The sequence below is a fragment of the Bacillus silvicola genome, from assembly GCF_050524305.1.
GTDB lineage: Bacteria > Bacillota > Bacilli > Bacillales > Bacillaceae_G > Bacillus_A > Bacillus_A cereus_AT.
In genome coordinates this window covers 308,118-332,961 of the sequence record NZ_JBNGVC010000017.1, presented here as the reverse complement: position 1 = coordinate 332,961, position 24,844 = coordinate 308,118, and the positions used below count along the sequence as shown (strand labels likewise).

Sequence of the window (24,844 nt, the reverse complement as noted above, 5' to 3'; positions counted from 1 at the left end):
CCAGTACCTTGTTTGCTGCAGCTGCCTTGGCAATTATTTTCATTTTCTTCTTGTTCAATGCAGGCAATATAATTAACTCTATTGTATGCGCAAGTATTCTTATCCTTTTATCCGTCCTATCCATTTTGGTTGGTAGAAAGGAATCGAAATAAAAATCTTCAGCTAAAAAGGGGTGCTATCGCACCGTAGTGGGCTTTCCAGTTCGGAAAATCTGTAATTGTTTTTCGAAGTGAACGATATGGCATCCCTTCTTGCATTTGGGATGTATAAAGTTTACTCCAATAATATAAAAAATTGGTGGTTCTGGAGCAAAAACGATTGCAAGTAACATCGTTTTTGCTCCAGAACCTTTATTTTCATCTACTCCTTTTCTGGCCAAATTTTCGCGTTTGGTTCTAATAACCACTTGTGGTCTTCCTCCATGATACGATCATTCCATGGATGATTCTCGAGATGTCGAATCATCCAACAAAAATACATTGCATATCCAGGCGCAGTTGCTTGCGGGTGGTCTAGCTCACCTGGAATCGTAATAAAGCTATTATGTACGACGCGATAAGCATCCTCACCAACCATTGCACACCCAAATCCCTGTGGCTTGTTAAAGCGATAATAATATACCTCTGGTTGGTCGTGATGATGTGGCGGATAACTGGACCACCGCCCTGGATAAGAAATAACTTCTCCTACTACCATATTAGAATATGCCGCATTGTTATAGTCAAAAATTGTACGAATAACACGCTGCGCTGTTCCCTCCCATACCCCTTCTCCAGCTACAACACTTTGGCAATCATTTGGAGTATACAACTTGGACGCAAATTCTTCGTCATTATCCGTTTTTTGAACAAGTACTTCACTGTCTGAAAGAGCAGTAATTGTAACCTTTACATTTTTCGCCACATGCAAACACCAAGGGTTTTCTTCAAAAACAGACTGCCTTTGAATAACTTGTTCCATTCCTTCCCACTCTAAACGTATTGCCCCTTCTAGTAACAGTACTGCCGTTTCATTCTTATTATCAAATAGCAGCTCTTCTTTTCCACTAGACATCTTATATATGCCTATATACATTAACATATCACTGCATTGACCGTTCATTTCTGTTAATACATTAAACCCTTCTTTTAATTCGCCTAATTTTCCTAACATGACATTCTCCCCCTTGTTAAATGGATACTCTATAATTCTCTACCTTTTTCAGCTAACTAAATTTCGAATTTCTTCTAATATTAATGAAGAAAGCTTTTCTGGTTATACTCTGTTTTCACTTCCGAATATTCGCATATGATTTTTAACGTTTTCGTATGCGGCCTCAATAACATCCTGATGGTACGTAAAGTAATCTGAATAAGGAGTATTTAGAGCAGCAGTGTTAACCGCAGCAATTACATTCTGAAACGTGGCTGTTGCTACATTAATTTTACGAACACCATGTTGAATACATAGCTTGAAATCTTCTGGACTAATGCCAGAACCACCATGTAATACTAGTGGAATACGAACTACCTCATTAATTTCTTGTAGGCGGTCTAATCGTAAATCAGGATCTCCATTGTACATACCGTGCGCATTTCCAATCGCAACAGCTAACGCATCTACGTCTGTTTCTTCTGCAAATTGTTTTGCTTCTTTAGTACTTGTCAGCAACATTTCAATATCTTCTGATCCGTCCTCACTACCACCAACTCTGCCAATCTCAGCCTCTACTGTCGCTCCGTACTGTTTCGCAAGCTCTACAATTTCTTTTGTCTTTTGGATATTCTCTTCTAACGGATAGTGAGAGCCATCAAACATAACCGAACTAAAACCAATTTCTAACGTCTCTTTAATCTTTTCAAACGTCATACCGTGATCAAAGTGAACTGCTACTGGGACAGTCGCCTTTTTCGCCGCAGCTACCATCAAAGGACCAATCAGATGAATTGGCGAATGATTCAAACGAACTTCCGCAATTTGTAGAATAAGCGGCGAACGCAACTCTTCAGCTGCTTTAATAGCTCCCATTACCATTTCCATATTAGCGACACTGAAAGCTCCGATCCCATAATTCTCTTGATTTGCCTTTATTAAAATATCTTTCATTTGAACTAATGGCATTACACATTCACCTTTTTCAATATTATTTATTACATGAATAAACAAACGTCTCGTCTTTTTACTCCTTATGCAATCTCACAATGCGGAAACTAAAGACCTGCTTTCTCTTGTATAAATCTCCGGGCTTTTAATGCGTATTCAAAAGGATTCGCTAAAGCCGGGTCTTGCTCTGCTTCTACCACAAACCACCCCTTATAATCAGAGTTTGCAAGGATAGTAAACACTTCATCAAATACAATTACGCCATCTCCGGGAACTGTAAATGCACCATTCTTCACTGCCTGTAAGAAGCTGAAATTGTTTTCCTTTACAGCATCTACTACTTCCTGGCGAATATCTTTTAAATGTACGTGTTTAATACGAGGTAAATATTTTTTCAAAATATAAAGCGGCTCTTCTCCTGAAAAAACAAGATGACCTGTATCAAAAAGCAGGGATACAAGCTCTGGATCAGTCATATCCATTAACTTTTCAATTTCTGCCGTTGTTTGAACACCCGTCCCCATATGATGATGGTATACAATATGTAGCCCCTTTTCCTGAGCCAATTTACCGAGGTGATGTAACCCATCCGTAAGCTTATCCCACTCTTCTTCTGTAAAAATAGGCTTGTTTTTAAATAGCGGTACATCCATTAAACCTTGAATACTATGTCCTTGCTCTGAAACAACGATGACTTTTGCACCCATATCATGCAAAAAATCTCTATGTTTAATAAAAGCTTGTACTGTCTCTTCAAGCGGCTTTGTTGTCAAGAACATACTAAACCATGCGCTAGCAATCTCCAGGTTTCGTAATTCCAAAGATTTTTTCAATACAACTGTATTTCTCGGGTATTTATTACCTACTTCACTTCCATTAAATCCAGCTAGTGCCATCTCACTAATACATTGTTCAAACGTATTTTCTGCTCCTAGCTCCGGCATATCATCATTTGTCCAAGCAATTGGTGCAATTCCAAGCTTAATTGTATTTTCTTTAAACATCCCCTTGTCTCTCCTCTTTGCAAAATGTTATAGAATTTCGTCAAATTCTCTTATCTGTTCGTTAAAAAGAGAGCTTCCTAAACAATATGCATGTAGATAAAAAGCTCCCTTTGTGTCCTACTCTAATAAGATCTTGCCTTTTGCAAGTTACTTACTTTATCCTCATATGCAGCTTGTACACTTTGACTATTAGATACTTCTGCAACACCTACATGCCACCATGACTCGTATCCATCTGTCATTGTTTTTGGTAATACTTTAATATCAATCAATGTAGAAACCGTTTGGTTTTTCGCATCTTTAAGTGCTTCCTGTAATTGTTCTATCGATGTAACACGATACGTTTTCACGCCATATCCAGCCGCGCTAGCTGCAAAATCAATTTTCATAATAGCACCGTTTAACTTACTAGTTTCCTGGTTTCGGTAGCGAAACTCTGTTCCGAAGCTTCCCATTCCGTTGCCCATTTGTAAGTTATTAATGCAGCCAAATCCGGAGTTATCAAACAATAAGACGTTAATTTTCTTGTTTTCTTGAAGACTTGTGACGAGCTCAGAATGAAGCATTTGGTAACTACCATCCCCTACCATTGCATATACTTCCTTCAATGGTTCAGCTAGCTTTGCACCAAGTGCGCCCGCAACCTCATAGCCCATGCAAGAGTATCCATACTCCATGTGATATGTATTTGTTTTTCTCGATACCCACATTCTTTGTAAATCACCCGGAAGACTGCCTGCCGCACCAACGATGATTGCATCTTCATCAAGTAATGTATTGATTTGTCCAATGACTGCAGTCTGTGTTAATTGTGTACCAAGTGCGTCCACATACTCATTTAAATTTTCATCAAAATGACCTTCGACTTCTGGCGTGAACTCTTGACCTGTAAAGCGAATATTATGTAGACGTGCTAATTCTGTTTCCCAAGCCTCTTTTGCATCAGTGATTTCTGCTGTATAACTAGATCGATAATCAATTGCTTGCAGTTCATCTATTAGAGCAAGAAGCGCTTCTTTCGCATCAGCTATAACCTTCAACGCATCGAGCTTGTTTGCATGAAATTCTGAAATGTTGATGTTTAAAAATTCAACTTCCTCATTTTGAAATAATTGTTTAGATGCCGTTGTAAAATCAGTAAATCTCGTCCCGATTCCAATAACAAGATCCGCTTCCTTTGCAATTGTATTGGCTGCTAAATTTCCAGTTACCCCAATGCCGCCAAGATTATATGGATGACTGCTTTCAATCGCGCTTTTCCCAGCTTGCGTCTCTCCAAATGGAACGTGGAATGTTTCAGCAAACTGTTTAAGTTCCTCTGCCGCTTCTGCGTACCTTACACCACCACCGCAAATCATAACTGGCTTTTTCTTTCTCTTAATCATTTCAACCGCATCCGCTAAGCTGGCTTTTGTAGGTAGACGACGTTCAATTCGGTGAACACGTTTTTGGAAGAAGTAACTTGGAAAATCCCACGCTTCCCCTTGAACATCTTGTGGTAAACAAATTGTTACAGCTCCTGTATCTGCCGGATTCGTTAAAACACGCATTGCCTGAATCATAGCTGTCATCAATTGTTCAGGACGATTTATCCGGTCCCAGTACTTACTTACCGCACGAAAAGCATCGTTCGTAGAAATAGATAAGTCATGTGTTTGTTCAATTTGTTGAAGTACAGGATCAGGTTGTCTCGTTGCAAATACATCACCTGGAAGTAGTAAAACGGGAATATTATTTGCAGAAGCCGTTGCAGCAGATGTAATCATATTTGCTGATCCAGGGCCAACAGAAGAAGTACATGCCATAATTTGTTTTCTATGTTTTTGTTTTGCAAAGGCCATCGCAGCATTTGCCATCCCTTGTTCATTTCTCCCTTGATATACTTCTAATTCCCCTGCGTCTTCTTCTAAAGCTTGACCTAGGCCTACTACATTTCCATGACCAAAAATCGTAAAGATTCCCTTAATAAACTTTTGTTGCTCTCCATCAAACTCTACATATTGCTGATTCAAAAATTCCACCAAGGCTTGTGCCGTCGTCATTCTAACAGTTTGCATATTGTTTGCTCCTTTCTATCTCTATCAGTCATTCTGCATATGAAAAAGGAGTATCAGGAATTTGATAGACTCCTAATACTTCTTTCTTATGTTTTCATACTTCCGTTACTTTCGCTTACGAACAACTAGAGAGATTCTACTTCTCTCTTAATTATTACTTTTCCCAACGAGATGTAAGCATTTTCTTTCTTGTATAAAACTCAACGCCGTCAGTTCCGTTCGCATGAAGATCACCATAGAAAGAGTCTTTCCAACCGGAGAACGGGAAGAATGCCATTGGTGCTGGAACCCCAACATTCACACCTAACATGCCTGATTCAATTGTTTCACGGAACTGACGTACACTTGCTCCGCTATCTGTATAAATGCAAGCTCCATTTGCAAATCGAGACTCATTCGCAATTTCAATTGCTTCATCCAATGATTTCACACGAACAATTGATAGAACAGGAGCAAAAATCTCATCTTGCCAGATTTTCATTTCTTTTGTAACATGGTCAAAAATTGTTGGCCCAACGAAGTATCCAGCTCCTTTTACAGCTGTATCTTCGCGTCCATCACGAACTAATGTAGCGCCCTGTTCTACACCTGAATCGATGTAACCAATTGTGCGCTCTTTATGATTATCACGAATAACTGGTCCTAAAAATACATCTTCATCAAGACCATTGCCGATCACAATTTTATTTGCTTCTTCTACTAGTCTTCCAACTAATTGATCTGCAATTTCTTCTTCTACTGTTACAACAGAAGCAGCCATACAACGCTCACCAGCTGAACCGAATGCAGCACTAATAATTTGCTTTGTTGCTAGTTCAAGATTCGCATCATTTAATACAATGGAATGGTTTTTCGCACCTGCTAATGCTTGAACTCGTTTTAAGTTTTCTGTTCCTTTTTTGTATACATATTCTGCAACTGGCTGAGAACCTACAAATGAAATTGCCTTCACTAATTTATGTTCAAGAAGACCATTTACTACATCGTGTGCACCATTGACGATGTTTAATACACCTTTAGGTAAACCAGCCTCTTCAGCTAATTCGGCTAATTTTGCCGCTAGAAGTGGTGTGCGCTCTGAAGGTTTTAACACAAATGTATTACCACAAGCAATCGCAAGTGGGAACATCCAGCATGGAACCATCATCGGGAAGTTAAAAGGTGTAATTCCTCCTATAACCCCAATTGGATAACGATACATACCAGACTCAATACCTGTCGCAATATCAGGTAGCTGTTTTCCCATCATTAATGTAGGAGCACCCGCTGCAAATTCCACGCACTCAATACCACGAAGAACTTCACCGTAAGCTTCGTTATAGCTTTTTCCATTTTCAATCGTAATAAGTTTCGCTAACTCTTCCCAGTTCTCTACTAGTAATTGTTGATATTTAAATAGAATACGAGCACGTTTTGGTACAGCTGTTTTAGACCAATGTTTGAACGCTTCATTTGCTGCTAGTACAGCTTGTTCAACATCTTCTTTTGTTGAAAGTGGTACTTGAGCGATTACTTCTCCTGTTGCAGGATTATATACAGCTTCCATCTTAGTTGAAGAGGATTCTACCCATTCGCCGCCAATATAGTTTTTTACAATTTGTGCTGTTTGTACTGTCATATTCATTCTCTCCCTTTTATGTAATCTAGAAGCGTCCATAGGATACGCCCTTACTTGATTATTAGTTAATGATGTTTCTATACAATTTCCTCAGCCGTTTCCATAAATGCAGAAATCTCTACACTTGTTGGCATTGCATCAGAACAGCTATGCTTGGAAATAACAATGGAAGCTGAAGCGCCTCCTAATCGCATCGCTTGAGGAATCTCAAGCCCTTGCATTAAGCCGTAAATAAACGCAGAAGCATACGAATCACCAGCACCAAACGTTTTGAGTACCTTAGTTTTAAAGATACCGCCGCGGTGAGATTGACCGTCTCTTGTATAAGCGATTGAACCATTACCGCCGTGCTTTATTACGACGATTTTCGCATGATGAGAAAACCATCTCTCAGCCGTAACTTGATCATTGGATTGTTCGTAGTTTAATAGTTTTTCCATCATATCGAATTCTTCACGCGTTCCAATAATGACATCAGACTTTTCAGCAGCTAGATTGTAATACACAGCCGTTTCAGCCTCTGACTGCCATGTATAAGGACGGTAATCAACATCAAAAAATACGACTACATCATGCTTACGCGCATATTCTAGCGCTAAAAATACCGCCTCGCGAGAAGGACTTTTCGCTAAAGCTGTTCCTGAGATTAAGAGTGCCTTTGATTGTTTAATATAGTCCTCATATACTTCTGTTGGATCAAGATTTAAGTCTGCGACATTGTCACGATACATTAAAATACTGCAATCTTCAGGGCTTTTAATTTCTGTAAAAGCTAGACCTGTCACTGCACCAGTACGATCAATACATATCTGATCTGTATTTATATTGTTGTCCTTTAGATACCCTGTAATAAAGCGGCCCATTTGATCATCGGACACTTTTCCGATAAATCCCGTTTGTAAGCCAAGACGTGCCGCACCAATCGCGATATTTGCAGGAGACCCTCCCACATACTTAGTAAACGTTCTTGTTTCTTCCATAGGGCGTTGTGTTTCATTAGCATTTAAATCAACGCATAAACGTCCAACCGCAATTAGGTCTAATGGACGATCTTCTTTAAAAATAAGTGGATTCATTGTTACTACCTCCCGTGCATTATGTAAAGGTAAATGATATGGTTAAGAAATTTTATGGCCATACTATTCACGGCTCTTTAACTATCCATAAGTAAGCGCTCTCTTTATTGGTTTAAAGCAGGCTGTTTATGTTCAATTTGAACAGGTTTTCCAGTTAGTAAAGATTCCTTCGCAGCTTTCGCAATTCGTTCTGCCTGTAACCCATCATTACCACTACAAATAACAGCTTGTCCTTCTATAATTGATTTTGTAAATTGTGTTACTTCTTCAGTGTAAGCCTGCGTATAGCGCTCTAAGAAGAAATAAAGCGGCTTATCTTTTACAACACCTTCTGTTTTCGATACTTGTACTGTTGTCGGACAGCAATTATCCGCAGCGACCGCTCCTTTTTCACCAAATACTTCAAGACGCTGGTCATATCCATAAACAGCTTGGCGGCTATTATCAATTACCCCTAAAGCTCCATTTACAAATTTTAATGTGACAATCGCCGTATCAACATCATTTACTTCCTGAATGGACGGATCAATTAATGTTGTACCATATGCAAATACTTCAACAACTTCACTATTCATCACATATCGAGCCATATCAAAATCATGAATCATCATATCCATAAACAATCCACCTGAAGAGCGAACATATTCTATACTTGGCGGTTGTGGATCTCTAGACGTAATTTTTAAAATATGTGGCTGTCCCACTTCGCCTTGTTGAATAAGATCATAGACTTTTCTGAAGTTAGGATCGAAACGACGGTTAAAACCTACTTGAAGAGATACGCCTTGTTCTTTTACCACTTCTAATGCTTCTAATGTTTCTTCAACCGAGAAACTAACAGGCTTTTCACAGAAAATATGTTTTTTCGCAAGAGCCGCTTCTTTAATAATTTGCGCATGTGTATTTGTTGGTGAACAAATAAAGACAGCATCAATTTCTGGATCTGCTAATAACTCCTGATAGTTAGTTGTCAAAGTGGAAATCCCTTTGTCTTGAGCCCACTTTTCTAAATGACTAATCACTACATCTGAAACCGCTTTAATTTTTACTTGTGGCATAAGCTGTAAATTATCAACATGCAGTTTTCCAATTCGTCCAGCACCAATAATCCCAATCGTTAAAACATTCATATGATTTCTCCCTCTTTATTAAAATTTAAGAAACGAAATGAAAGTGTATTAGGTTTAGCACATTAAATTTAGTTAAGCGCTTTCCCTATTTTTCTTCATTATACACACTTGATTCTAAATTTAAAACATTTTTATTTTTTTAAATACTTTTCTTTTCATCCGAATTACAAATTCCCTCAATAAACGTACTACATCCAAATACAAAGTAAAAATAAGAAACAAATAATCTAAACAGCTACAAATATACTCTTTTAAAATACTGATATAACAAAGAAAATCAATCCTTTAAAATACTAACATCCCAGCTATAAGTTATTTCTTTCTATTCATACTCACGTTTATTTTAGTGTCCAATACGTAAATAGATTGCATCCTATGAAAGAAAGTTGTAAATTGTCAAAAAATTTCATTGACGACCTCATAATGTAAGCGTATACTTTTTTTATCAAAAAGAATTAAGCGCTTAACCAAAAATAATCTATCGGTGGTGGGAGAATGAACGCAATTAGTTCAAACAAAACATTTATGGACAAGATTGGTATCCCTTCTAATTTAACTTGGGGATACATAGGGATTATTGTTTTTATGATTGGGGATGGTTTGGAACAAGGATGGTTATCCCCTTATCTCGTTGAGAATGGCTTAACGCTAGAACACGCTGCTTTTCTGTTTACCATTTACGGAATTACTGTATCTGCTTCTTCCTGGTTTTCGGGGGTATTTGTACAAATGTGGGGACCAAGAAAAGTAATGACGTTTGGTTTAGTATCATTCATTTTAGGCTCCATTGGGTTCATCGGTATAGGAATTCAACATATGAATTATCCCGTTATATTACTTTGCTACGCTCTACGAGGATTTGGTTATCCCTTATTTGCTTATTCTTTCCTAGTTTGGGTATCTTACAGTACTCCTCAACAAATGCTTTCAAGAGCAGTTGGTTGGTTCTGGTTCGTATTCCAGCTTGGACTTAGTGTTATCGGGGCCTTCTATTCTAGCTATATGGTTCCTAAAATCGGGGAAATCGCTACTTTATGGAGCGCCTTAATTTTTGTTGTCGTCGGGGGATTATTCTCTATTGTTGTAAATAAGGACAAATTTAAAGCACAAACCGTAAGCTCTAACAAATCAAGTGAATTACTAAAAGGCATTACCATCGCATTTGAAAATCCTAAAGTTGGTATAGGTGGTATTGTTAAAATTATAAACTCGGCCGCTCAGTTTGGATTTGTTGTTTTCCTGCCTACTTATATGATGAAATATAATTTTACGATGACTGAATGGCTACAAATTTGGGGCACTCTATTCTTTGTAAATATGGTGTTTAATATTATTTTTGGTATTGTTGGAGACAAGTTTGGCTGGGTAAATACGATTAAATGGTTCGGAGGAGTCGGTTGCGGAATTGTAACTCTTGCACTCTATTATGTACCACAAATGGTAGGACATAATTATTGGGCAATATTATTTGTTGCATGTTGCTATGGAGCAACACTTGCTGGTTATGTACCCCTTACAGCTTTAGTACCATCTTTAGCTCCCGAAAATAAAGGAGCCGCAATGTCTGTCTTAAATTTAGGTTCCGGATTATCAGCTTTCGTTGGACCATTAGTTGTAACTGCCTTCATCGGACCATTAGGTGTAGGCGGCGTGATGTGGATCTTTGCTGGTTTGTACTTCTTTGGTGCATTTTTAACTCATTTCCTTACTATTCCAAAGGAAAATGAGATGAAACAGGATTTAAATACGAAAAGCGGAGAGCAATTCTCAGTATAAACTCTAAATAATAAGAAGGTCATCATAACTACACTTAGTTACGATGACCTTCTTTTTGTTACATTCAAGTAGGCTATTAAAAAACCTATCATGTAATATCCTTTACTGATGATCGCTCTACTAATTGAGGAATAATAGTAATTTTTTGCTTAGCATGTGCCTTCATTTCCATCGTTTTTAAGAGTTGTTCAAACGTACAGGCTGCCATTTGTGTAATCGGCTGTTCGATCGTCGTTAATCCTGGATCTGCAATCTCAGCATAGATGGTATTATCAAATCCGATAATTGATAAATCTTCGGGAATCGAAAGTCCTTGTTTTCTTGCTTCATTCATAAGACATATAGCAATTAAATCTGTACAAGCAAAAACCGCTGTAGGTCTGTTAGGCAAATTAAGTAATTCTTTACTAGCACGTTTGCTGTCTTCAACTGTAGAATAGCAGCTAATAATAGCAGCATCATCTAACGAAATCCCTGAATCCGTAAGAGCCTGCTTGAAACCATTTAGTCTCCTTATGCTACTTTTTCTATCCTTCTCCATCATAATCGTTAAAGATGTATGGCCTTTCTGCGTTAAATACTGTCCAGCTAGATAGCCTCCCCTCATATCATCAGTTGTCACAACATGAGTTGTGATAGAAGGATGATCTACGGTAAATAGTACAAGTGGCAAATCTCGGTTCACGATTTTTTTTACAAGTTTATAATCATTTAGCTCCGTCGCAATGATAATGCCATCTACTTGTTTTTTAAATAGTAAATCAATGTATTCATGTTCACGTTTTGTTTGATGGTCTGTACTACATAAAATCAGTGTATACCCTGATTCTCGTGCACTATTTTCAAAAGCTCTTGCTACTTCTGCAAAAAAGGAGTTTGAGATATCTGGGACAAGTACCCCAATCGTATATGTTTTTTTACCTGTTAACGCTGCCGCTACACTACTTGGCTGGTAATCTAATTCATCCATTACTTTATTTACTTTGTTTATTGTTTTTTCACTAATACGCCCAGTTTGATTAATTACCTTGGATACAGTCGCGATTGATACACCTGCTTTTTCAGCAACATCATAAATTGTTGGTTTCACTTTGATTGTCCCTTCTTAATCATCTTTTTCTATATTTTATCATAAATAGATTTTACTTCTTGGTACACAAACGGAAATCTTTTAAAATTTGTAAGTACTTCTATCTTCAGGCGTAGTTCCCCTCATTTCATAACAACTTGCTCAAAGTGGAGATTTCAACTGATAAATATCATTAAATATTAAAAATAAAGTGATTTTGGATGAAACATCTGATATAACACTTCCAAGTGAAAAACAGTACCTTAACCAGCAATATAAAAGGAGCATGTAACATGTCCATAACCTGATGGCACATTATCAAAGTCATTGATATACTATAATTGGTTCTGGTGCAAAAATAAAATAAAAGAGAATAACGCGCATATATTCCTAACGGAATCGTATCTTATGCTGCAAGTTCAAACAATTGATGGATGAATTCTTTCTGATTTTGGACAGACTGGTCCCGTAAATCAAGCTGTTCTTTTTTAATCATATGCATGGCTTCTACTCCAGAAAGAATGGATTTAGCTGTGTCAAAATATTTGAACCCTAGCATAGAACGGATTCGCTTCTTTATAAAGCGATGATCTTGTTCTACTATGTTATTCTAGTACTTTTGTTGTCTAAGTTGCATACCATCAGGTATGCTTTTTTCTTTTTTCAACTGTTCAATTGCTATCGGATAAGCTGGATTCTTATCGACTGTTATCACACGTGGCTTTGAAACATGAAAAGACCGCAAAGCTTTCTTGAAAAAGCGCTTTGCAGCCTTCTGGTCTCTTGTTTTATTTAGGAAAAAATCAATTGTGTTTCCTTTCGAATCAACAGCACGATACAGATACATCCATTGACCTTTTACTTTGATATATGTTTCATCGACTCTCCAAGAGTCATTTGTTTGTTTGAGGTGACGGCGGATTCGTTTGTCCAATTCAGGACCATACTGATGAACCCAACGCATAATCGTTGTATGAGAAATGGATAAACCCCGTTCTTCTAGCATTTCCACCAAATTACGAAAACTGAGGTTGTACCGTAGGTACCATCTTATCGTTAACAAAATAATATCAGGCTGATAATGCTTCCATTTGAATACATTTTCCTTTTCCATAACAATTACGCACCCTTTTTAAAGTAATAGTAACAGTATGTCCAAGATTTATAGATTCATTGCAATTGTCCTTAAGTTTTTGCACCAGAACCAACTTGTTGATGCTTTCATTTCCCTCTACCCCCTTGAATGAAACTCAATATTCCGTAAATACTATAGACACATGGTTATCTTTCCTCTGTTTTTCTTGGGTGAGCAGTTAGCTTTTGCTAGCTGCTCTTTTATTCTTTTCGTATTGTTGCTGCCATAAAGTATGGAGGACCATTCTTTCCATATTTCATTACCTCGTCAACATCCTGCAATTGTTGGATACCTTCCTCATCGTTACGATCACCAGGAATAATAATTGATGTGCAATATAATGGTGTAACTGACTCCTCATCATAAATTTTCTCTTTATCGTACATATCAATCCATTCCCCTTTGTATTAAAATGAAATTTTTGTACATAGTCATTCTTATTTAACAACAATATGTCTAAATTGATATTTACACTTATGCATCAGTTCATAAGCCGCTTCTAATATTAAAGAACTTCATAGAATACAATACAGGACAAGTTTTCTTACAAACTGGTCCAAGTAAAATTTAAAAGAAGGTGAATAACAAATGGCTATCGTACCTCCATTTATAGCTTCTAGAAGATTTACATCCACACTAGGTGCAGGAACAGGGACAGGTGCTGCGTTTGCAATTGCTGCTACGGCTTGTCTAAATGATGCTGGTGCAGCTGCTACAGCATTTCCAGTTTTTACGTATTATAACCTTTATGTGAATGGTGTGCTTCAACCAGGGGGAAGTTCTACTGTTACTACTGGTGCAGCTGGTGCAATCACAATTCCAGGAGGAGACACATTGGATCCAGGAATTCCAATTACCGTTGAATTTATCGTAACTTAATCCACATTTTTTACTTTTGGACAGATTTCTTTATTAAGGAAATCTGTCCTTTTTTTAACTAATAGTAATGAATTGCAGAATAATTGAAGCTCCTTGTACTGGAGCTTCGGGGGCTAACAAAGTTAACTGTCCCGTTACAACCTGGTATGAAGTTAGTGGCTGAAGAATTCCATTTATAAATAAATTAATATAGGAAACATCACTTGGTGACAATATCTGCGTTGTTCCATATTGAGGTAAGCCATCAGCATTTGTATATATGAGTTTTTGTCCATCTGAAAAAGTAAAATACAATACATTTGTCGTTTGTATCGCTCCAGTTGGACCTGTTACTCCGGTTGGACCCGTTGCCCCAGTTAGACCCGTTACTCCAGTTGGACCTGTTACTCCGGTTGGACCCGTTACTCCAGTTGGACCTGTTACTCCGGTTGGACCCGTTGCCCCAGTTAGACCCGTTATTCCAGTTGGGCCTGTTACTCCGGTTGGACCCGTTACTCCGGTTGGACCCGTTACTCCAGTTGGACCTGTTACTCCGGTTAGACCCGTTGCCCCAGTTAGACCCGTTACTCCAGTTGGGCCTGTTACTCCGGTTGGACCCGTTACTCCGGTTGGACCCGTTGCCCCAGTTAGACCCGTTACTCCAGTTAGACCCGTTACTCCAGTTGGGCCTGTTACTCCGGTTGGACCCGTTACTCCGGTTGGACCCGTTGCCCCAGTTAGACCCGTTACTCCAGTTGGGCCTGTTACTCCGATTGGACCCGTTACTCCGGTTGGACCCGTTACTCCAGTTGGACCCGTTACTCCGGTTGGACCTGTGGTTCCCGTTGGGCCTGTGGTTCCCGTTGGAAAAGTAATGGATGGGAGTGGTGGGAGAGTCGGCCCTATAGTTGCAGGATTTATAAACCTTTGAGTATCAGATAACCTTCTAAATCGATTCATATAAAAACCTCCTTCCTTTCATATTTATTAAATGTAAAATTAAAGGAATTGTTAAACCCGGATTCCTTCCTCAAGCTTTATTACTTTTTCTTTTCATTAGACAACTTACATTTTAAAAAAATCCGCATATAATATCATACACCTAATCACTTTATAGTTTTGGTCCAAAGAGCACTTGTATACGGTGTTCTTTTACATTATTCCCTTTACTACTAAAATAAGATTTTTGTTCGACATCAGTATATCTATACATACTGAAATCAATAATTGGACTTAAGTACTAGTACTTAAGTCGTTTCTAATATTAAAGAACTTCATAGAATACAATGTAGGACAAATTTTATAACAAACTAGTTCTAGTAAAAATAAGAAAGGGGTGAATTACAAATGGCAATAATACCACCATTTATAGCTTCCAGAAGATTTATTTCTACAATAGCTGCGGGTACAGGTACAGGTGCTACGTTTGCGATTGTTGCTACAGCTTTCACTAATGATACAGGTGGAACCTCAACATTCCCAAATTCGTTCACATATTATAACCTCTACATCAATGGCATACTTCAAGTAGGCAATACCTCAACTATTACTGTTGGTCCTTCTTCAATTACCATCCCTGGCGGAGATGCACTTGATCCAGCGACTCCAGTTACAGTCGAGTTTATTGTAACTTAATCTATTTTTTATTTTTGGACAGGTTTTCCTAATAAGAAAACCTGTCTTTTTCTACTAAAATGAAGTTTTTATACGCTTTTACACACATTTAAAAATAAATTCATATGATATTACATATTCCTCTCTTTTACAAAATGGATCTTGGTCAGAAGAGCACTTTTACGAAGTGCTCTTTTCTCATGGAATAAAAACTTGTCACATTTAAACCTGACAAGCATACGTTATTGTATGGAGACTCTCCACTCATAGCAATCTACCTTTCAAAGAGCATACTTATTAGTGTGCTCTTTTCATTTGCCACTGTTGCGATAGGTAAGACTTTGAAGTTATCTCCATCTTTTCCCCCGCTTAACACTGTACGTGCGACTTTCATCGCATACAGCGTCCCATCTTATTCTTCTATACTAAAGCAACTAGATTACAAACAATTTTGTACTCACCAACGTATTAATTCCCCTTTCTTACGAAAGGTCACATCATCTTACTCGATCCTGTGAGTTACATCTAATTGATTTAGTTTTCAAAGAACAAGACTAGGGACTATCCCTCCACATTCGTTACATGCTTCTTCGGTACTATGCCCCCACCTTCACAAGAATGAAGCAATTTCGGTTCGTTAGAACCTTATATGCACCTGTCTGCTAGTAGGCTTTGATGACAGTTTCTTGCTTACCACGTTCCAATTGACTTAGCTATACATATATCCTTAGGTGCTTGCTTTAAGCCTGTTATCTTTACACCTTCATCGTTAGATGTTCCGAATTTCATATCATTTACTCTTACTTTTCGGTAGATAACGTCGTCATTGACGACATACACATTTCTAATGTATTAAGCGTTTAGACCCGTACATTCGCAAGTTCGCCAGTCCATCTGGACATTCTCACCATAGATATTTTGTAGCATCCCGACCTATCCATCACCATATGATTTTTCACTTAGGTTTTGTTCAGCCGACTTCACCTAGCTTCATACAACTTGTGACTACTATCACGCCTTGCATGTAGGAGTATCAGATAAGTAGTTTCAGCTCAACCTGACGGCTTTCATTCCTACTTTCAGTCAATCAGTTGTTGTTATCAAATTGATAACCCTCCTATTTCGTGTTTGCACACTTATGAGGAAACGTGTCGCACAATTAGCGCTTTTGTTATAATTTATGAACATATTTTAGACCTGAAAATCCTACCGAATATTTTTAGGATAAATTTACCTGGTGAATTATCAGAAATTCCGCGTTATTCTGAACGTGTTGAATAACCCAATACATTCAACAATGCTCCTGATTGCATACTTAGTATGCATCACCTATACAGATACCTTAGCTAATACGTCCCCCTAATCGTCGTTATTGCTAAAGTATCTTTTATACGCCCTGTGTGCAGGGCTTTTTTATTTCAGTGATGATGCTCTTTTTCCCATCTCATTATCGATGCTTTTAGTCCAATTTTTTAATAAAATTCAAATTTAATTAATATCCGCTATCCTGTCTCTCAAAGTTCTCTGCATTCTTCTCCTTATACGAATCAATAACGTCCTCATAAGTAAATCCATACAAGTAGCAAATACGAAAGAAAATACCAAACGTTCTTCTCAAATGTCCCATCGTTGTAGTTAAATCTCTGTACTGACACCATGCTCTTTTTGCAGTCAACACATCTTGCATATACCATTCGAACAGCATATTTACATTGCTCGTATCTTTTCTCATAATTGATTGCATACTGAATGATGGAATAAATTCATGTCTCCATGTACATTTATCTAATTCAATTACAATGTTCATAAGAAAATGAAGACCATCGATTAACTCTTCTAATAGTCCATTCTTAGGAATTCCAAATCCTGTGCTCCACATCTTAAACGCCCGAGTTTCATTCCATGCTTCACTGATCTCCACCAGTAATGCACGAAACAGCATATCCATTTTGTCATTCCCTTTATATCCAATTCGTTTATCCAGTTCTTTTTGCATTTCAAAAAGTTCCGTAATATAAAAAGTTTGTTTCTTCTCTTCTGATGTAATTGTGTGTAATTAAATCATTATAAGTTCACTCCAAGTTTGTATTTTAGTAAGAATATAGTCACACTAATTAAAAGCCAGCTGACTAAAATAATTGCCATTTCCTTTTTAAAGCTCACTCTTCTCCCTCAAACGAGCATTCGAACAAATCTCGAAGCCCGTCCTTGGATTTATAAATACCTCTATCAATCAGTTGATCTATGATGTGTTGATGCAAAATTACCCCACCATGTCCTCGACACAAAATTGTAGTTCCATACTTTTTGTAGGAAAGTAATTTACTGGAGCATCTTTCTCATTAATTGTTACACAGCCTAAAACACCATCAAATTTATTATCTTCAGTCTGAACAGAAACGAATGTAAAGAATGGAAATGCACACGGTATAGCTGTCTATGATACTTCTTCTCATGCACAAAATAATTTAAATCATATTGTCTTAGATAATAACGAAGTAGCAAATTTGAAATTAGGACTAAGTGAAGCAATTGCTGTGAATGGTAATGTAGATTTTTTTGAAGTTACCAATAACAAAGTACATGATAACAACATTGGAATTGTTCGTAACAATATTGGCCATCACAATTCATCCATCAATAATCCTAGTTATAATGAATATTCAGCTGATGGTATTTACGTGGATGGTGGGAAAGACATTATCATTGAGCAAAATCAAAGATACGAAAACGACCTCGGTATTGAAGTAGCTAGCGAACATGCAGGAAAAGGAGCAAGTCAAATTACTGTTAGAGATAATACAATATCCAACAATATAATGAGCGGCATTGCAATTGGTGGATATGACAGTCAGCAAGGATATGCCAAAAATAACACGATAACTAATAATATTATTTATAAAAATGATACAAAAGATCAAGAGAATGGACAAATTGAATTAAATCACGATATCCGCAACAATGTAATTACCAATAACCACATCTATGCAAGTAATAGCCGTATTTTTATTAGCAATAATTTTAATAAAAACACCGGAAACAAAATTGATTACAATTATTACCATTGTGAGTTCGATTAAAATAATGGTTTTTGGCAATGGAAAAGAAAAATGTATAAAGGATTTTCATCTTATCAAGCAAGTTTGAATCAAGAAGGAAATGAACAACATAGTGTATTTAGCAAATTACTCCTTCATTCAAAGCAATTATAAACTAGAACAAATCTACTAAAACATCTTTTTCTTATCTCAATTCCCCTACCCTTTAAAGTCAAGGACAAATTAAAAGTTGTAGTTTCAATTGAAACTACAACTTTTCCATTTACATAAGTTTGATAAGCAGTAATATAGTATTTCCTATCTTTACTATTGTGTACTTTATTCAGTAAAGAACTATTTTATCTTTTTACACTACAGTTAAAGTAGATCCCCTCAAATACCTTAAAAAAGACCGCAGCTATTAAGCCACAGTCTATAAAATTCAAAAACACATCGCAAACTCAAATTTTACGGAAAATACACAGAAACCGCCCTTAAAGGCAGTTTCATATGCAGCAGTGTATTCTAAAAAAACGAAACCTATTTTACCAAAAATTTTTCTAACTTTTTATCGATGATTCTCTATATTTCCATACGTTTCATATGACTTTTACTGTACCATCTCACTATTAACAAAATAATGTCCGGCTCATAATGCTTCCACTTGAACAAATCTTTTGTTTCCATGCCGATCACACACCTTTATTGAGTAGTAGTATCCGTATGTTCAAGTTTAATAGATTTTTTGCACAGAACTATTTTTCTTATATTTTTTTAATAACCCTATTAAGTTTTTTGTAAAATTCACCTTTTGTTTTCACACGATTAAACTGATCCGGATTAATATTAGCTTTTTGCGAGAGTGCTACAATCTCTTCTTTTGTAATTGAATCTTTAGTATTTATAGACGCTATATTTGTATATTTTCCATCTTCTGTTTTTGGAATTTCTAAAATCCCTTTATTTACAAGATCCACTACAGCCTTATGCTCTGAAGAATGTGTTTCTACACCAGTAATTTTCCAATTATGCATAACTTTTGGCGTGTATACACCATTCTTTACTTCTTTTAAATATGTAATAGCAAGGTTACGGATGGTTCCACCTGTTTCTCCGAATGCATTCTCTTGTTTAGATGACCAAATTTGTTCAAACTTACGTCCCTCCAAAGCTCCTCCTTTTGCCTGAAGAGCCTCCATTCTATATGCATTCATTCCCAGCGTCATAACATCGTTCATTTCGATTGGTTTATTTGTACGAATAGATCTTAAATTTGTAATTCTACTTCCATATGGTTTTGTTAAATCAATTTCATATTTTACGCCCCCAAAGAAATCGTTCGTACTGTATTTAGACGCACGGCGGGTTTTATCAAAGCTAACTGTTACATCTCCGGCACGAGATGAGTTAAAATACCCTGCCGCCCATTCCATGTAGTCTTTTAAATCTTTTCCAGTTATCTTATATACTGTAATTTCTCCCAATGCATATTGATAATTATACGCAATATCTTTCTTCTTAATAGGACCTACATCCAAACGGGCATAATCGTTATCAATTTGATGGGCTACTACATCTGCTTTGCTGTAATAGAGCATGACTTCATGAAAAAAATCTGATAAAGGTGTCTCTTGTATTTGCACACTTGGAATACCTTTTATTTCATTTTCAGGAACAAGATTTCTACCCTTTAATTGAGCGACTACAACATTTGCATCTCCTCTCGCATACTCGTGAAAAGGAGTTAATGTTTCTTCTAGTGTAGGATCAGATAATACCGTTGTTCCATCAGCATTTTTTACAGGTATAGCGGTAGCTGTTTTATTTTTTAAAACCGGCTTTCCATCTTGCTTTGTAAAAGTAAGGTCAATACGTGAGATATGCGTTCCATATTTATCTGGTTCTGTAATAATAACACCATTTACAACTTCTTTTTTTACAAGTTTATGCATATGAGCTGCAAAAATGGCGCTTAGTTCCGGACAAGCATTCGCAATATCTTGAACTCCAGTACCAGGGATTCCATTCTCATTTTCTAGGCCCATATGCATAACCCCTACCATTACATCTACTTTACCTTCTAATTCTTTAATTGCCTTTTTTGTCTCTTCTACTGGATTTTTCACCACTAAACCATCCAAATGATTTGTCCCTTTTTCAAAGTCACTAATCATTGGTGTATTCATACCAATAATCCCGACTTTAATTCCACCTTTTTCAACAATCGTATATGCAGGAAGAAAACGCTCTCCATTTTCCTTGTAAATATTTCCTGCTAACGTCTTTCCCTTATATTGCTCACTAACTTTTTTCAATGTATCTAATCCAAAGTTGAATTCATGATTTCCAAATGCCCACGCATCATATCCCATTGCGTTCATCGCTACCATCATTGGAGATTGTGGCTTATCATTGAATAATTCTACCGAGTTACCTTGAATTGTATCCCCTGCATCTAATAATATGGTATTTGGATTTTCTTGACGTACCTTCTCTATAACCGTATAAAGTTGCGTTAAACTTCCACTCGTATTTGCCCCATCAAGTGCATAATCCCAAGGCATAAATCTACCATGAATATCTGCAGTACCTAACAATGTAATATTAACATCAGATTCCTCAGCCTTAGAGATAGCTGGTTTGACTGTTACTGCCGTAACTAGAAGCATAAGAATAATAAAATAACATACATAGTTCTTCCATTTCATTTTTTGCATAATAACAATATTTCTCCCCTTTTTGTACCGTCATAAAGTTGCTTGAACTTTAAAAATGTAACTTATTATTTGGAAAACTTCAACTGTAAAAGATAATTTTGGTGCTGGTTCTGTTGCAAAAATAAAAGAGAGTAAAGTATATACCCCTAACAGAGTTGCACTTACGCCACTCGTCCAAACAATTGATGGATAAATTCTTTCTAATTTTGAACAGACTGGTCCAATAAATCAATCTATTCTTTTTTGATCACATGAAAACAGATAATAAAGGTATTTAATTTAGGTGTTATAAATGCAATTACCACATATCATTATTAAACTAACAAATGAAAGTGAAGCAACAAGAAGAACAGCAAAAACAACAAGAACAAGAAAATCAAAATAAACAAAAAGAAGCAACTCCTCAGCAAAAAACAAATCAAGCATCAGAACAGAATGGCACTTGTAATATTTGTCACTTTACCTATAAATTGGCCACAGTTGGAAGCATAAGTTGGCCAGAAAACACTTGTTTTCGCAGATAATAATCTAATTATTCAACGGAATTGGAAGTATAAATTGGCCGTAAGTTAATTATTAACCCATAAATTGGCCGAAAATTTTAATAAGAAGCATAAAGTTAACAAGAGGTAAGGTGTTTTTATGCTAAAAAAACCTAGATTATCAATAAAACCTTCACTAAAAATAGCACCAACAATAACCGAATCTCTTACGCTAATCCTAATTCTATAAATAAAAAGTCGATTTCCTGTACGTTAAGAAATCGACTTTTTAATGAGTAATTTAATGTCTTTATTAGAAATGAGCTTGATTAAATTAAATCCAAAATATCTTTTGGGGTATTTAATACATAATCAGCTTTTTCAAAACCTTCTTTTGTCTTTGAGCCCCATAAAGCGAGTGCGAATTTAACACCAGTACTTTTCGCACATTGCATATCGTATATAGAGTCTCCAATGTATACTGCCTCATTATTAGGAACATCTAATTGTTTCAAACAAGCTAATAATGGTTCAGGGTGTGGTTTGTGTTTATCCGTATCACACGCACAAATTGTATGTTCAAAATGACCGCTTAGACCAAATGGCTCGAACTCATCTATTAATTCTTGCTTAGTTTTTGATGTAACAATACCAAGCTTTAATTTACTAAGGGATAACTCTTTAATAATGCTTTCTAATTCTTCAAACACGGAGACTTCATGAGAAAAATCTAGTACAGATTTGGCCCATTTCGGATGAACAACGTCTATATTTTGTACATTTAATTTTTTTAAGGTTTCTTTTCCAGGAATCCCTAATGCAAATCTTAAATCTTGTAACGCATAATCTTCCTTTAGTTCTTCTTTTAAAACTTTTTGTAAGGATTTTAGTATTGCTTTTTCTGTGTCTAAAATTGTGCCGTCTACGTCAAAAACAAGAGATGTTATCAAAATAAATCCTCCCTATTTTTTAATCTTCACTTGCAATTACTACTTCAACACCGTTTTCTTTCAAAGTGTTATATAAATCATTAGACATAACTTGATTTGTAATGAGTGTGTCTATAGATTCAAGCGTTAAACCCTTATAATTTCGTCGCTGATTCCATTTAGTGTGATCTGCCACTAAAATAACTTGATCAGCATGTGTTATTAATTCACGCTTGAAATAAATATCTTCTTCAAAACCATAGTATATCCCGTCTTCTGTAATACCTGCGGTTCCAATGAACACCTTGTCAAAGTGATAATCTTTGAGTTTTTCAGTGGTAGAAGTCCCCGTAGTATGTCGAGAAACCTTATTTAAAGTTCCTCCCAAAAGGTGAATAGTCGTATCTTCAGATTGAGCTAACATATAAGCAGTATCAATCGAATTCGTCACAATAGTTACGTTCTTTGATTGCAAATGTTGCGCTACAAAGTTGACTGTTGTTGAAACGTCTAAATAAATCATGTCATTGTTTGCAATTATATTTGCAGCTTTCATTCCAATCAATTTTTTCGTTGCTAATTCAGTCTGTGACCGCTCTTGATAAGTATCAATTTTCTTATGAAAAGTAGCTAAAGCTACTCCACCATAGGTTCTAACTATTGCTTTATTTCTTGACAGTTTTACTATATCTCTTCTTGCAGTATCTCGTGAGATATGAAACATTTCACACATTTGTTTTATATTCATGGTTTTATGTGTTTCTAAATAATTAAGGACTCGTATCAATCGTTCTTCTTGATTCATAAATAACCTCCTTAAAGGAATTTTAAGTCAAAATAAGTTAATATTCAAGTGATTTTAAGTCATATAATATAAAAATATCTCTGAAACTAAGTAGTTTCAAGTAAAAATGGTAAAACTTTATATTAAAGCCTTTATAATTTCAAGCGATTTTATGAATGATTTAAAAGTTTATCCTGGAATCATAAGTTGGCCGTAAACTAAAAGAAGCATAAGTTGGCCAAAACGGCCATCTTATGCTTCTTTTTACAATATTAAAGGTAATAAAAATAGTAAAGGCGAAAAGATTTATCATATGCCTGGTCAACAGTTTTATGATAAAACGAATGCTGAGGAAATGTTCTGTTCAGCAGCTGAAGCACAAGCTGCAGGATATAGAGCATCAAAAAGATAGCACTAAAAAAGCCGTCTCGATTTGAGATGGTTTTTTCTATCCACTGCTTCCCTCCTCACTATCTACACAAACTCCATGTTGCTGTCCAATCCTGACTCCCACTCTTCGCATAGCATGCACTAAAAAGGCGGTTCATGCTTAATATGTCAAACTATTATTACGATCGTTCACATAAGTGCTGCTGGAAAAGTGTAAAAAGTGCGACTGTGAATGTCATTGTGAGCCTCGCTACCAAACGTATACATCAGGCCTTTATTCCGTAATGCGAACACGGACTTCATCCAAGTTTCTGCACTTAATCAAACAGACGAACCGCAAACCGTAACTATAGCGGTTCAGAATTACCAAGACACTTGCGATGGTGACATATACCCATCGTATGGATACCTTTGTGGCGAGTTAATTAACGAAGGCGGTTCAGATATTGAAGTATGTAACGGCAACGAAAGTGGATGTATTTATTGCGAGCCGGAAGGAATCAATCAGTTTGTTGGACCGGCTACATTTACGATTCCACCTCGGCAGTTGTATAGCGTAAGGGTGTTTATCCCAGCTGACCCGCTTATACCGGTAGAACCGATATACGTAGTTTGAGTTTCATTTTCGGTAGATCCTAGCAGACCAAGTGACCCTTTTTATCCCACCGCCCCTGGTCACCCTGTTACCATAAACACATGGGGCATTCAGGCGTGATTCAGCAAGGTAATACGGTTTTGAACGGGCAGTTTACGAGGTTTCCAGGCGAACTTTTTTAACATAATAAAACAAGAGCCGTCCAATTAAGGACAGCTCTTATTTTACTTCACATACACAAAAGATTCATTTGCTGTTACATAGTATGTTTTTCCTTTGCTATTGTGTACTTTATATTGTGACAATCCATTGACAGTTACTTTCGCATCAATCGTGAATCCTAATCCTGCATCTACTACTCCGGCAACATCTTTATCCTGCCAAGATGGAGATTCATAGAAACGTAAATTGTCCACTTTAGAAATAGCTCTTTTACCAGATATAGTAGAAGCTTCCTCACCATAGTAACGAATGTATGAAGAATCATATA

The 24,844-nt window shown here is 36.6% G+C and carries 18 protein-coding genes and 5 pseudogenes; 6 read left to right on the top strand and 17 right to left on the bottom strand.

Annotation, left to right across the window (positions count from 1 at the left end; genetic code table 11):
- Positions 1–360: 360 nt before the first annotated feature.
- From ACP6L7_RS33095 to iolG, 7 genes are all read right to left on the bottom strand, one after another.
- Positions 361–1,152, bottom strand: coding sequence for a 5-deoxy-glucuronate isomerase (locus ACP6L7_RS33095; RefSeq protein ID WP_430529718.1), 792 nt, complete (start codon positions 1,150–1,152; stop codon positions 361–363).
- A gap of 102 nt (positions 1,153–1,254) precedes the next feature.
- Positions 1,255–2,100: a class II fructose-bisphosphate aldolase gene (locus ACP6L7_RS33090; protein WP_430529717.1), complete on the bottom strand. Its 846-nt coding sequence runs from the start codon at positions 2,098–2,100 to the stop codon at positions 1,255–1,257.
- 89 nt (positions 2,101–2,189) lie between these two features.
- Positions 2,190–3,086 carry a myo-inosose-2 dehydratase gene (gene iolE, locus ACP6L7_RS33085; protein ID WP_097833357.1) on the bottom strand — a complete coding sequence of 299 codons (897 nt, stop codon included), beginning with the start codon at positions 3,084–3,086 and terminating at the stop codon, positions 2,190–2,192.
- 122 nt (positions 3,087–3,208) lie between these two features.
- Positions 3,209–5,143: a 3D-(3,5/4)-trihydroxycyclohexane-1,2-dione acylhydrolase (decyclizing) gene (gene iolD, locus ACP6L7_RS33080; protein WP_097833358.1), complete on the bottom strand. Its 1,935-nt coding sequence runs from the start codon at positions 5,141–5,143 to the stop codon at positions 3,209–3,211.
- A 154-nt stretch (positions 5,144–5,297) separates the two neighbouring features.
- On the bottom strand, positions 5,298–6,761 hold the full coding sequence (locus ACP6L7_RS33075) for a CoA-acylating methylmalonate-semialdehyde dehydrogenase (RefSeq protein ID WP_097833359.1): 1,464 nt from the start codon (positions 6,759–6,761) through the stop codon (positions 5,298–5,300).
- A gap of 77 nt (positions 6,762–6,838) precedes the next feature.
- Positions 6,839–7,837 carry a 5-dehydro-2-deoxygluconokinase gene (gene iolC / locus ACP6L7_RS33070; RefSeq protein ID WP_097833360.1) on the bottom strand — a complete coding sequence of 333 codons (999 nt, stop codon included), beginning with the start codon at positions 7,835–7,837 and terminating at the stop codon, positions 6,839–6,841.
- Positions 7,838–7,941: 104 nt separating this feature from the next.
- The gene (gene iolG, locus ACP6L7_RS33065; RefSeq protein WP_430529716.1) at positions 7,942–8,967 is read right to left on the bottom strand and encodes an inositol 2-dehydrogenase; all 1,026 of its coding nucleotides are present in this window, start codon (positions 8,965–8,967) and stop codon (positions 7,942–7,944) included.
- A gap of 495 nt (positions 8,968–9,462) precedes the next feature.
- Between iolG and ACP6L7_RS33060 the strand changes: the two genes are divergently transcribed.
- Entirely contained in the window at positions 9,463–10,743 is a 1,281-nt protein-coding gene (locus ACP6L7_RS33060; RefSeq protein WP_097833362.1) for an MFS transporter, read from the top strand.
- An 88-nt stretch (positions 10,744–10,831) separates the two neighbouring features.
- On the opposite strand, the gene ACP6L7_RS33055 is transcribed toward ACP6L7_RS33060, so the two are convergent.
- From ACP6L7_RS33055 to ACP6L7_RS33045, 3 genes and pseudogenes are all read right to left on the bottom strand, one after another.
- Positions 10,832–11,833 carry a LacI family DNA-binding transcriptional regulator gene (locus tag ACP6L7_RS33055; protein WP_097833363.1) on the bottom strand — a complete coding sequence of 334 codons (1,002 nt, stop codon included), beginning with the start codon at positions 11,831–11,833 and terminating at the stop codon, positions 10,832–10,834.
- 385 nt (positions 11,834–12,218) lie between these two features.
- A pseudogene (locus ACP6L7_RS33050) lies at positions 12,219–12,926 on the bottom strand (IS6 family transposase).
- 221 nt (positions 12,927–13,147) lie between these two features.
- Positions 13,148–13,333: a hypothetical protein gene (locus tag ACP6L7_RS33045; protein WP_097833365.1), complete on the bottom strand. Its 186-nt coding sequence runs from the start codon at positions 13,331–13,333 to the stop codon at positions 13,148–13,150.
- Positions 13,334–13,535: 202 nt separating this feature from the next.
- Here ACP6L7_RS33045 and ACP6L7_RS33040 point away from each other — a divergent pair, with 202 nt between their 5' ends.
- Positions 13,536–13,826, top strand: a complete 291-nt coding sequence (locus ACP6L7_RS33040; protein ID WP_097833366.1) for a DUF4183 domain-containing protein — start codon at positions 13,536–13,538, stop codon at positions 13,824–13,826.
- A 54-nt stretch (positions 13,827–13,880) separates the two neighbouring features.
- On the opposite strand, the gene ACP6L7_RS33035 is transcribed toward ACP6L7_RS33040, so the two are convergent.
- The gene (locus ACP6L7_RS33035) at positions 13,881–14,765 is read right to left on the bottom strand and encodes a DUF4183 domain-containing protein (protein ID WP_430529715.1); all 885 of its coding nucleotides are present in this window, start codon (positions 14,763–14,765) and stop codon (positions 13,881–13,883) included.
- Between the two features lie 387 nt (positions 14,766–15,152).
- Between ACP6L7_RS33035 and ACP6L7_RS33030 the strand changes: the two genes are divergently transcribed.
- Complete coding sequence (locus tag ACP6L7_RS33030; RefSeq protein WP_016079318.1) at positions 15,153–15,440, top strand: DUF4183 domain-containing protein; 288 nt, start codon at positions 15,153–15,155, stop codon at positions 15,438–15,440.
- A 1,471-nt stretch (positions 15,441–16,911) separates the two neighbouring features.
- On the opposite strand, the gene ACP6L7_RS33025 is transcribed toward ACP6L7_RS33030, so the two are convergent.
- On the bottom strand, positions 16,912–17,466 hold the full coding sequence (locus tag ACP6L7_RS33025; RefSeq protein WP_179864564.1) for a dUTP diphosphatase: 555 nt from the start codon (positions 17,464–17,466) through the stop codon (positions 16,912–16,914).
- Between the two features lie 349 nt (positions 17,467–17,815).
- Here ACP6L7_RS33025 and ACP6L7_RS33020 point away from each other — a divergent pair.
- A pseudogene (locus ACP6L7_RS33020) lies at positions 17,816–18,636 on the top strand (right-handed parallel beta-helix repeat-containing protein); the annotation flags it as partial.
- Positions 18,637–19,057: 421 nt separating this feature from the next.
- On the opposite strand, the pseudogene ACP6L7_RS33015 reads toward ACP6L7_RS33020, so the two are convergent.
- Together ACP6L7_RS33015 and ACP6L7_RS33010 are read right to left on the bottom strand one after the other, a co-directional pair.
- A pseudogene (locus ACP6L7_RS33015) lies at positions 19,058–19,153 on the bottom strand (IS6 family transposase); the annotation flags it as partial.
- Between the two features lie 68 nt (positions 19,154–19,221).
- On the bottom strand, positions 19,222–21,174 hold the full coding sequence (locus tag ACP6L7_RS33010; protein ID WP_430529714.1) for a bifunctional metallophosphatase/5'-nucleotidase: 1,953 nt from the start codon (positions 21,172–21,174) through the stop codon (positions 19,222–19,224).
- A 326-nt stretch (positions 21,175–21,500) separates the two neighbouring features.
- On the opposite strand from ACP6L7_RS33010, the gene ACP6L7_RS33005 reads away from it, so the two are divergent.
- The gene (locus ACP6L7_RS33005; protein ID WP_141536805.1) at positions 21,501–21,698 is read left to right on the top strand and encodes a hypothetical protein; all 198 of its coding nucleotides are present in this window, start codon (positions 21,501–21,503) and stop codon (positions 21,696–21,698) included.
- A 287-nt stretch (positions 21,699–21,985) separates the two neighbouring features.
- Here the strand turns inward: ACP6L7_RS33005 and ACP6L7_RS33000 are convergent, their stop codons facing one another.
- The gene (locus ACP6L7_RS33000; protein ID WP_071772098.1) at positions 21,986–22,606 is read right to left on the bottom strand and encodes an HAD family hydrolase; all 621 of its coding nucleotides are present in this window, start codon (positions 22,604–22,606) and stop codon (positions 21,986–21,988) included.
- 19 nt (positions 22,607–22,625) lie between these two features.
- A complete protein-coding gene (locus ACP6L7_RS32995) occupies positions 22,626–23,390 on the bottom strand; it encodes a DeoR/GlpR family DNA-binding transcription regulator (RefSeq protein WP_071772097.1) in 765 nt (254 codons plus the stop codon).
- Between the two features lie 247 nt (positions 23,391–23,637).
- Between ACP6L7_RS32995 and ACP6L7_RS32990 the strand changes: the two are divergent.
- A pseudogene (locus ACP6L7_RS32990) lies at positions 23,638–23,781 on the top strand (sunset domain-containing protein); the annotation flags it as partial.
- 797 nt (positions 23,782–24,578) lie between these two features.
- On the opposite strand, the pseudogene ACP6L7_RS32985 reads toward ACP6L7_RS32990, so the two are convergent.
- A pseudogene (locus tag ACP6L7_RS32985) lies at positions 24,579–24,842 on the bottom strand (N-acetylmuramoyl-L-alanine amidase); the annotation flags it as partial.
- Positions 24,843–24,844 lie beyond the last annotated feature (2 nt).

What these genes read in the sequence shown, in the direction of transcription:
- ACP6L7_RS33045 (WP_097833365.1), bottom strand. Translation starts at nt 13,333, where the DNA reads ATGTACGATAAAGAGAAAATTTATGATGAGGAGTCAGTTACACCATTA.
- ACP6L7_RS33030 (WP_016079318.1), top strand. Translation starts at nt 15,153, where the DNA reads ATGGCAATAATACCACCATTTATAGCTTCCAGAAGATTTATTTCTACA.
- iolG (WP_430529716.1), bottom strand. Translation starts at nt 8,967, where the DNA reads ATGAATGTTTTAACGATTGGGATTATTGGTGCTGGACGAATTGGAAAA.
- iolE (WP_097833357.1), bottom strand. Translation starts at nt 3,086, where the DNA reads ATGTTTAAAGAAAATACAATTAAGCTTGGAATTGCACCAATTGCTTGG.
- ACP6L7_RS33005 (WP_141536805.1), top strand. Translation starts at nt 21,501, where the DNA reads ATGAAAGTGAAGCAACAAGAAGAACAGCAAAAACAACAAGAACAAGAA.
- iolD (WP_097833358.1), bottom strand. Translation starts at nt 5,143, where the DNA reads ATGCAAACTGTTAGAATGACGACGGCACAAGCCTTGGTGGAATTTTTG.
- ACP6L7_RS32995 (WP_071772097.1), bottom strand. Translation starts at nt 23,390, where the DNA reads ATGAATCAAGAAGAACGATTGATACGAGTCCTTAATTATTTAGAAACA.
- ACP6L7_RS33075 (WP_097833359.1), bottom strand. Translation starts at nt 6,761, where the DNA reads ATGACAGTACAAACAGCACAAATTGTAAAAAACTATATTGGCGGCGAA.
- iolC (WP_097833360.1), bottom strand. Translation starts at nt 7,837, where the DNA reads ATGAATCCACTTATTTTTAAAGAAGATCGTCCATTAGACCTAATTGCG.
- ACP6L7_RS33060 (WP_097833362.1), top strand. Translation starts at nt 9,463, where the DNA reads ATGAACGCAATTAGTTCAAACAAAACATTTATGGACAAGATTGGTATC.
- ACP6L7_RS33095 (WP_430529718.1), bottom strand. Translation starts at nt 1,152, where the DNA reads ATGTTAGGAAAATTAGGCGAATTAAAAGAAGGGTTTAATGTATTAACA.
- ACP6L7_RS33035 (WP_430529715.1), bottom strand. Translation starts at nt 14,765, where the DNA reads ATGAATCGATTTAGAAGGTTATCTGATACTCAAAGGTTTATAAATCCT.
- ACP6L7_RS33040 (WP_097833366.1), top strand. Translation starts at nt 13,536, where the DNA reads ATGGCTATCGTACCTCCATTTATAGCTTCTAGAAGATTTACATCCACA.
- ACP6L7_RS33090 (WP_430529717.1), bottom strand. Translation starts at nt 2,100, where the DNA reads ATGCCATTAGTTCAAATGAAAGATATTTTAATAAAGGCAAATCAAGAG.
- ACP6L7_RS33010 (WP_430529714.1), bottom strand. Translation starts at nt 21,174, where the DNA reads ATGCAAAAAATGAAATGGAAGAACTATGTATGTTATTTTATTATTCTT.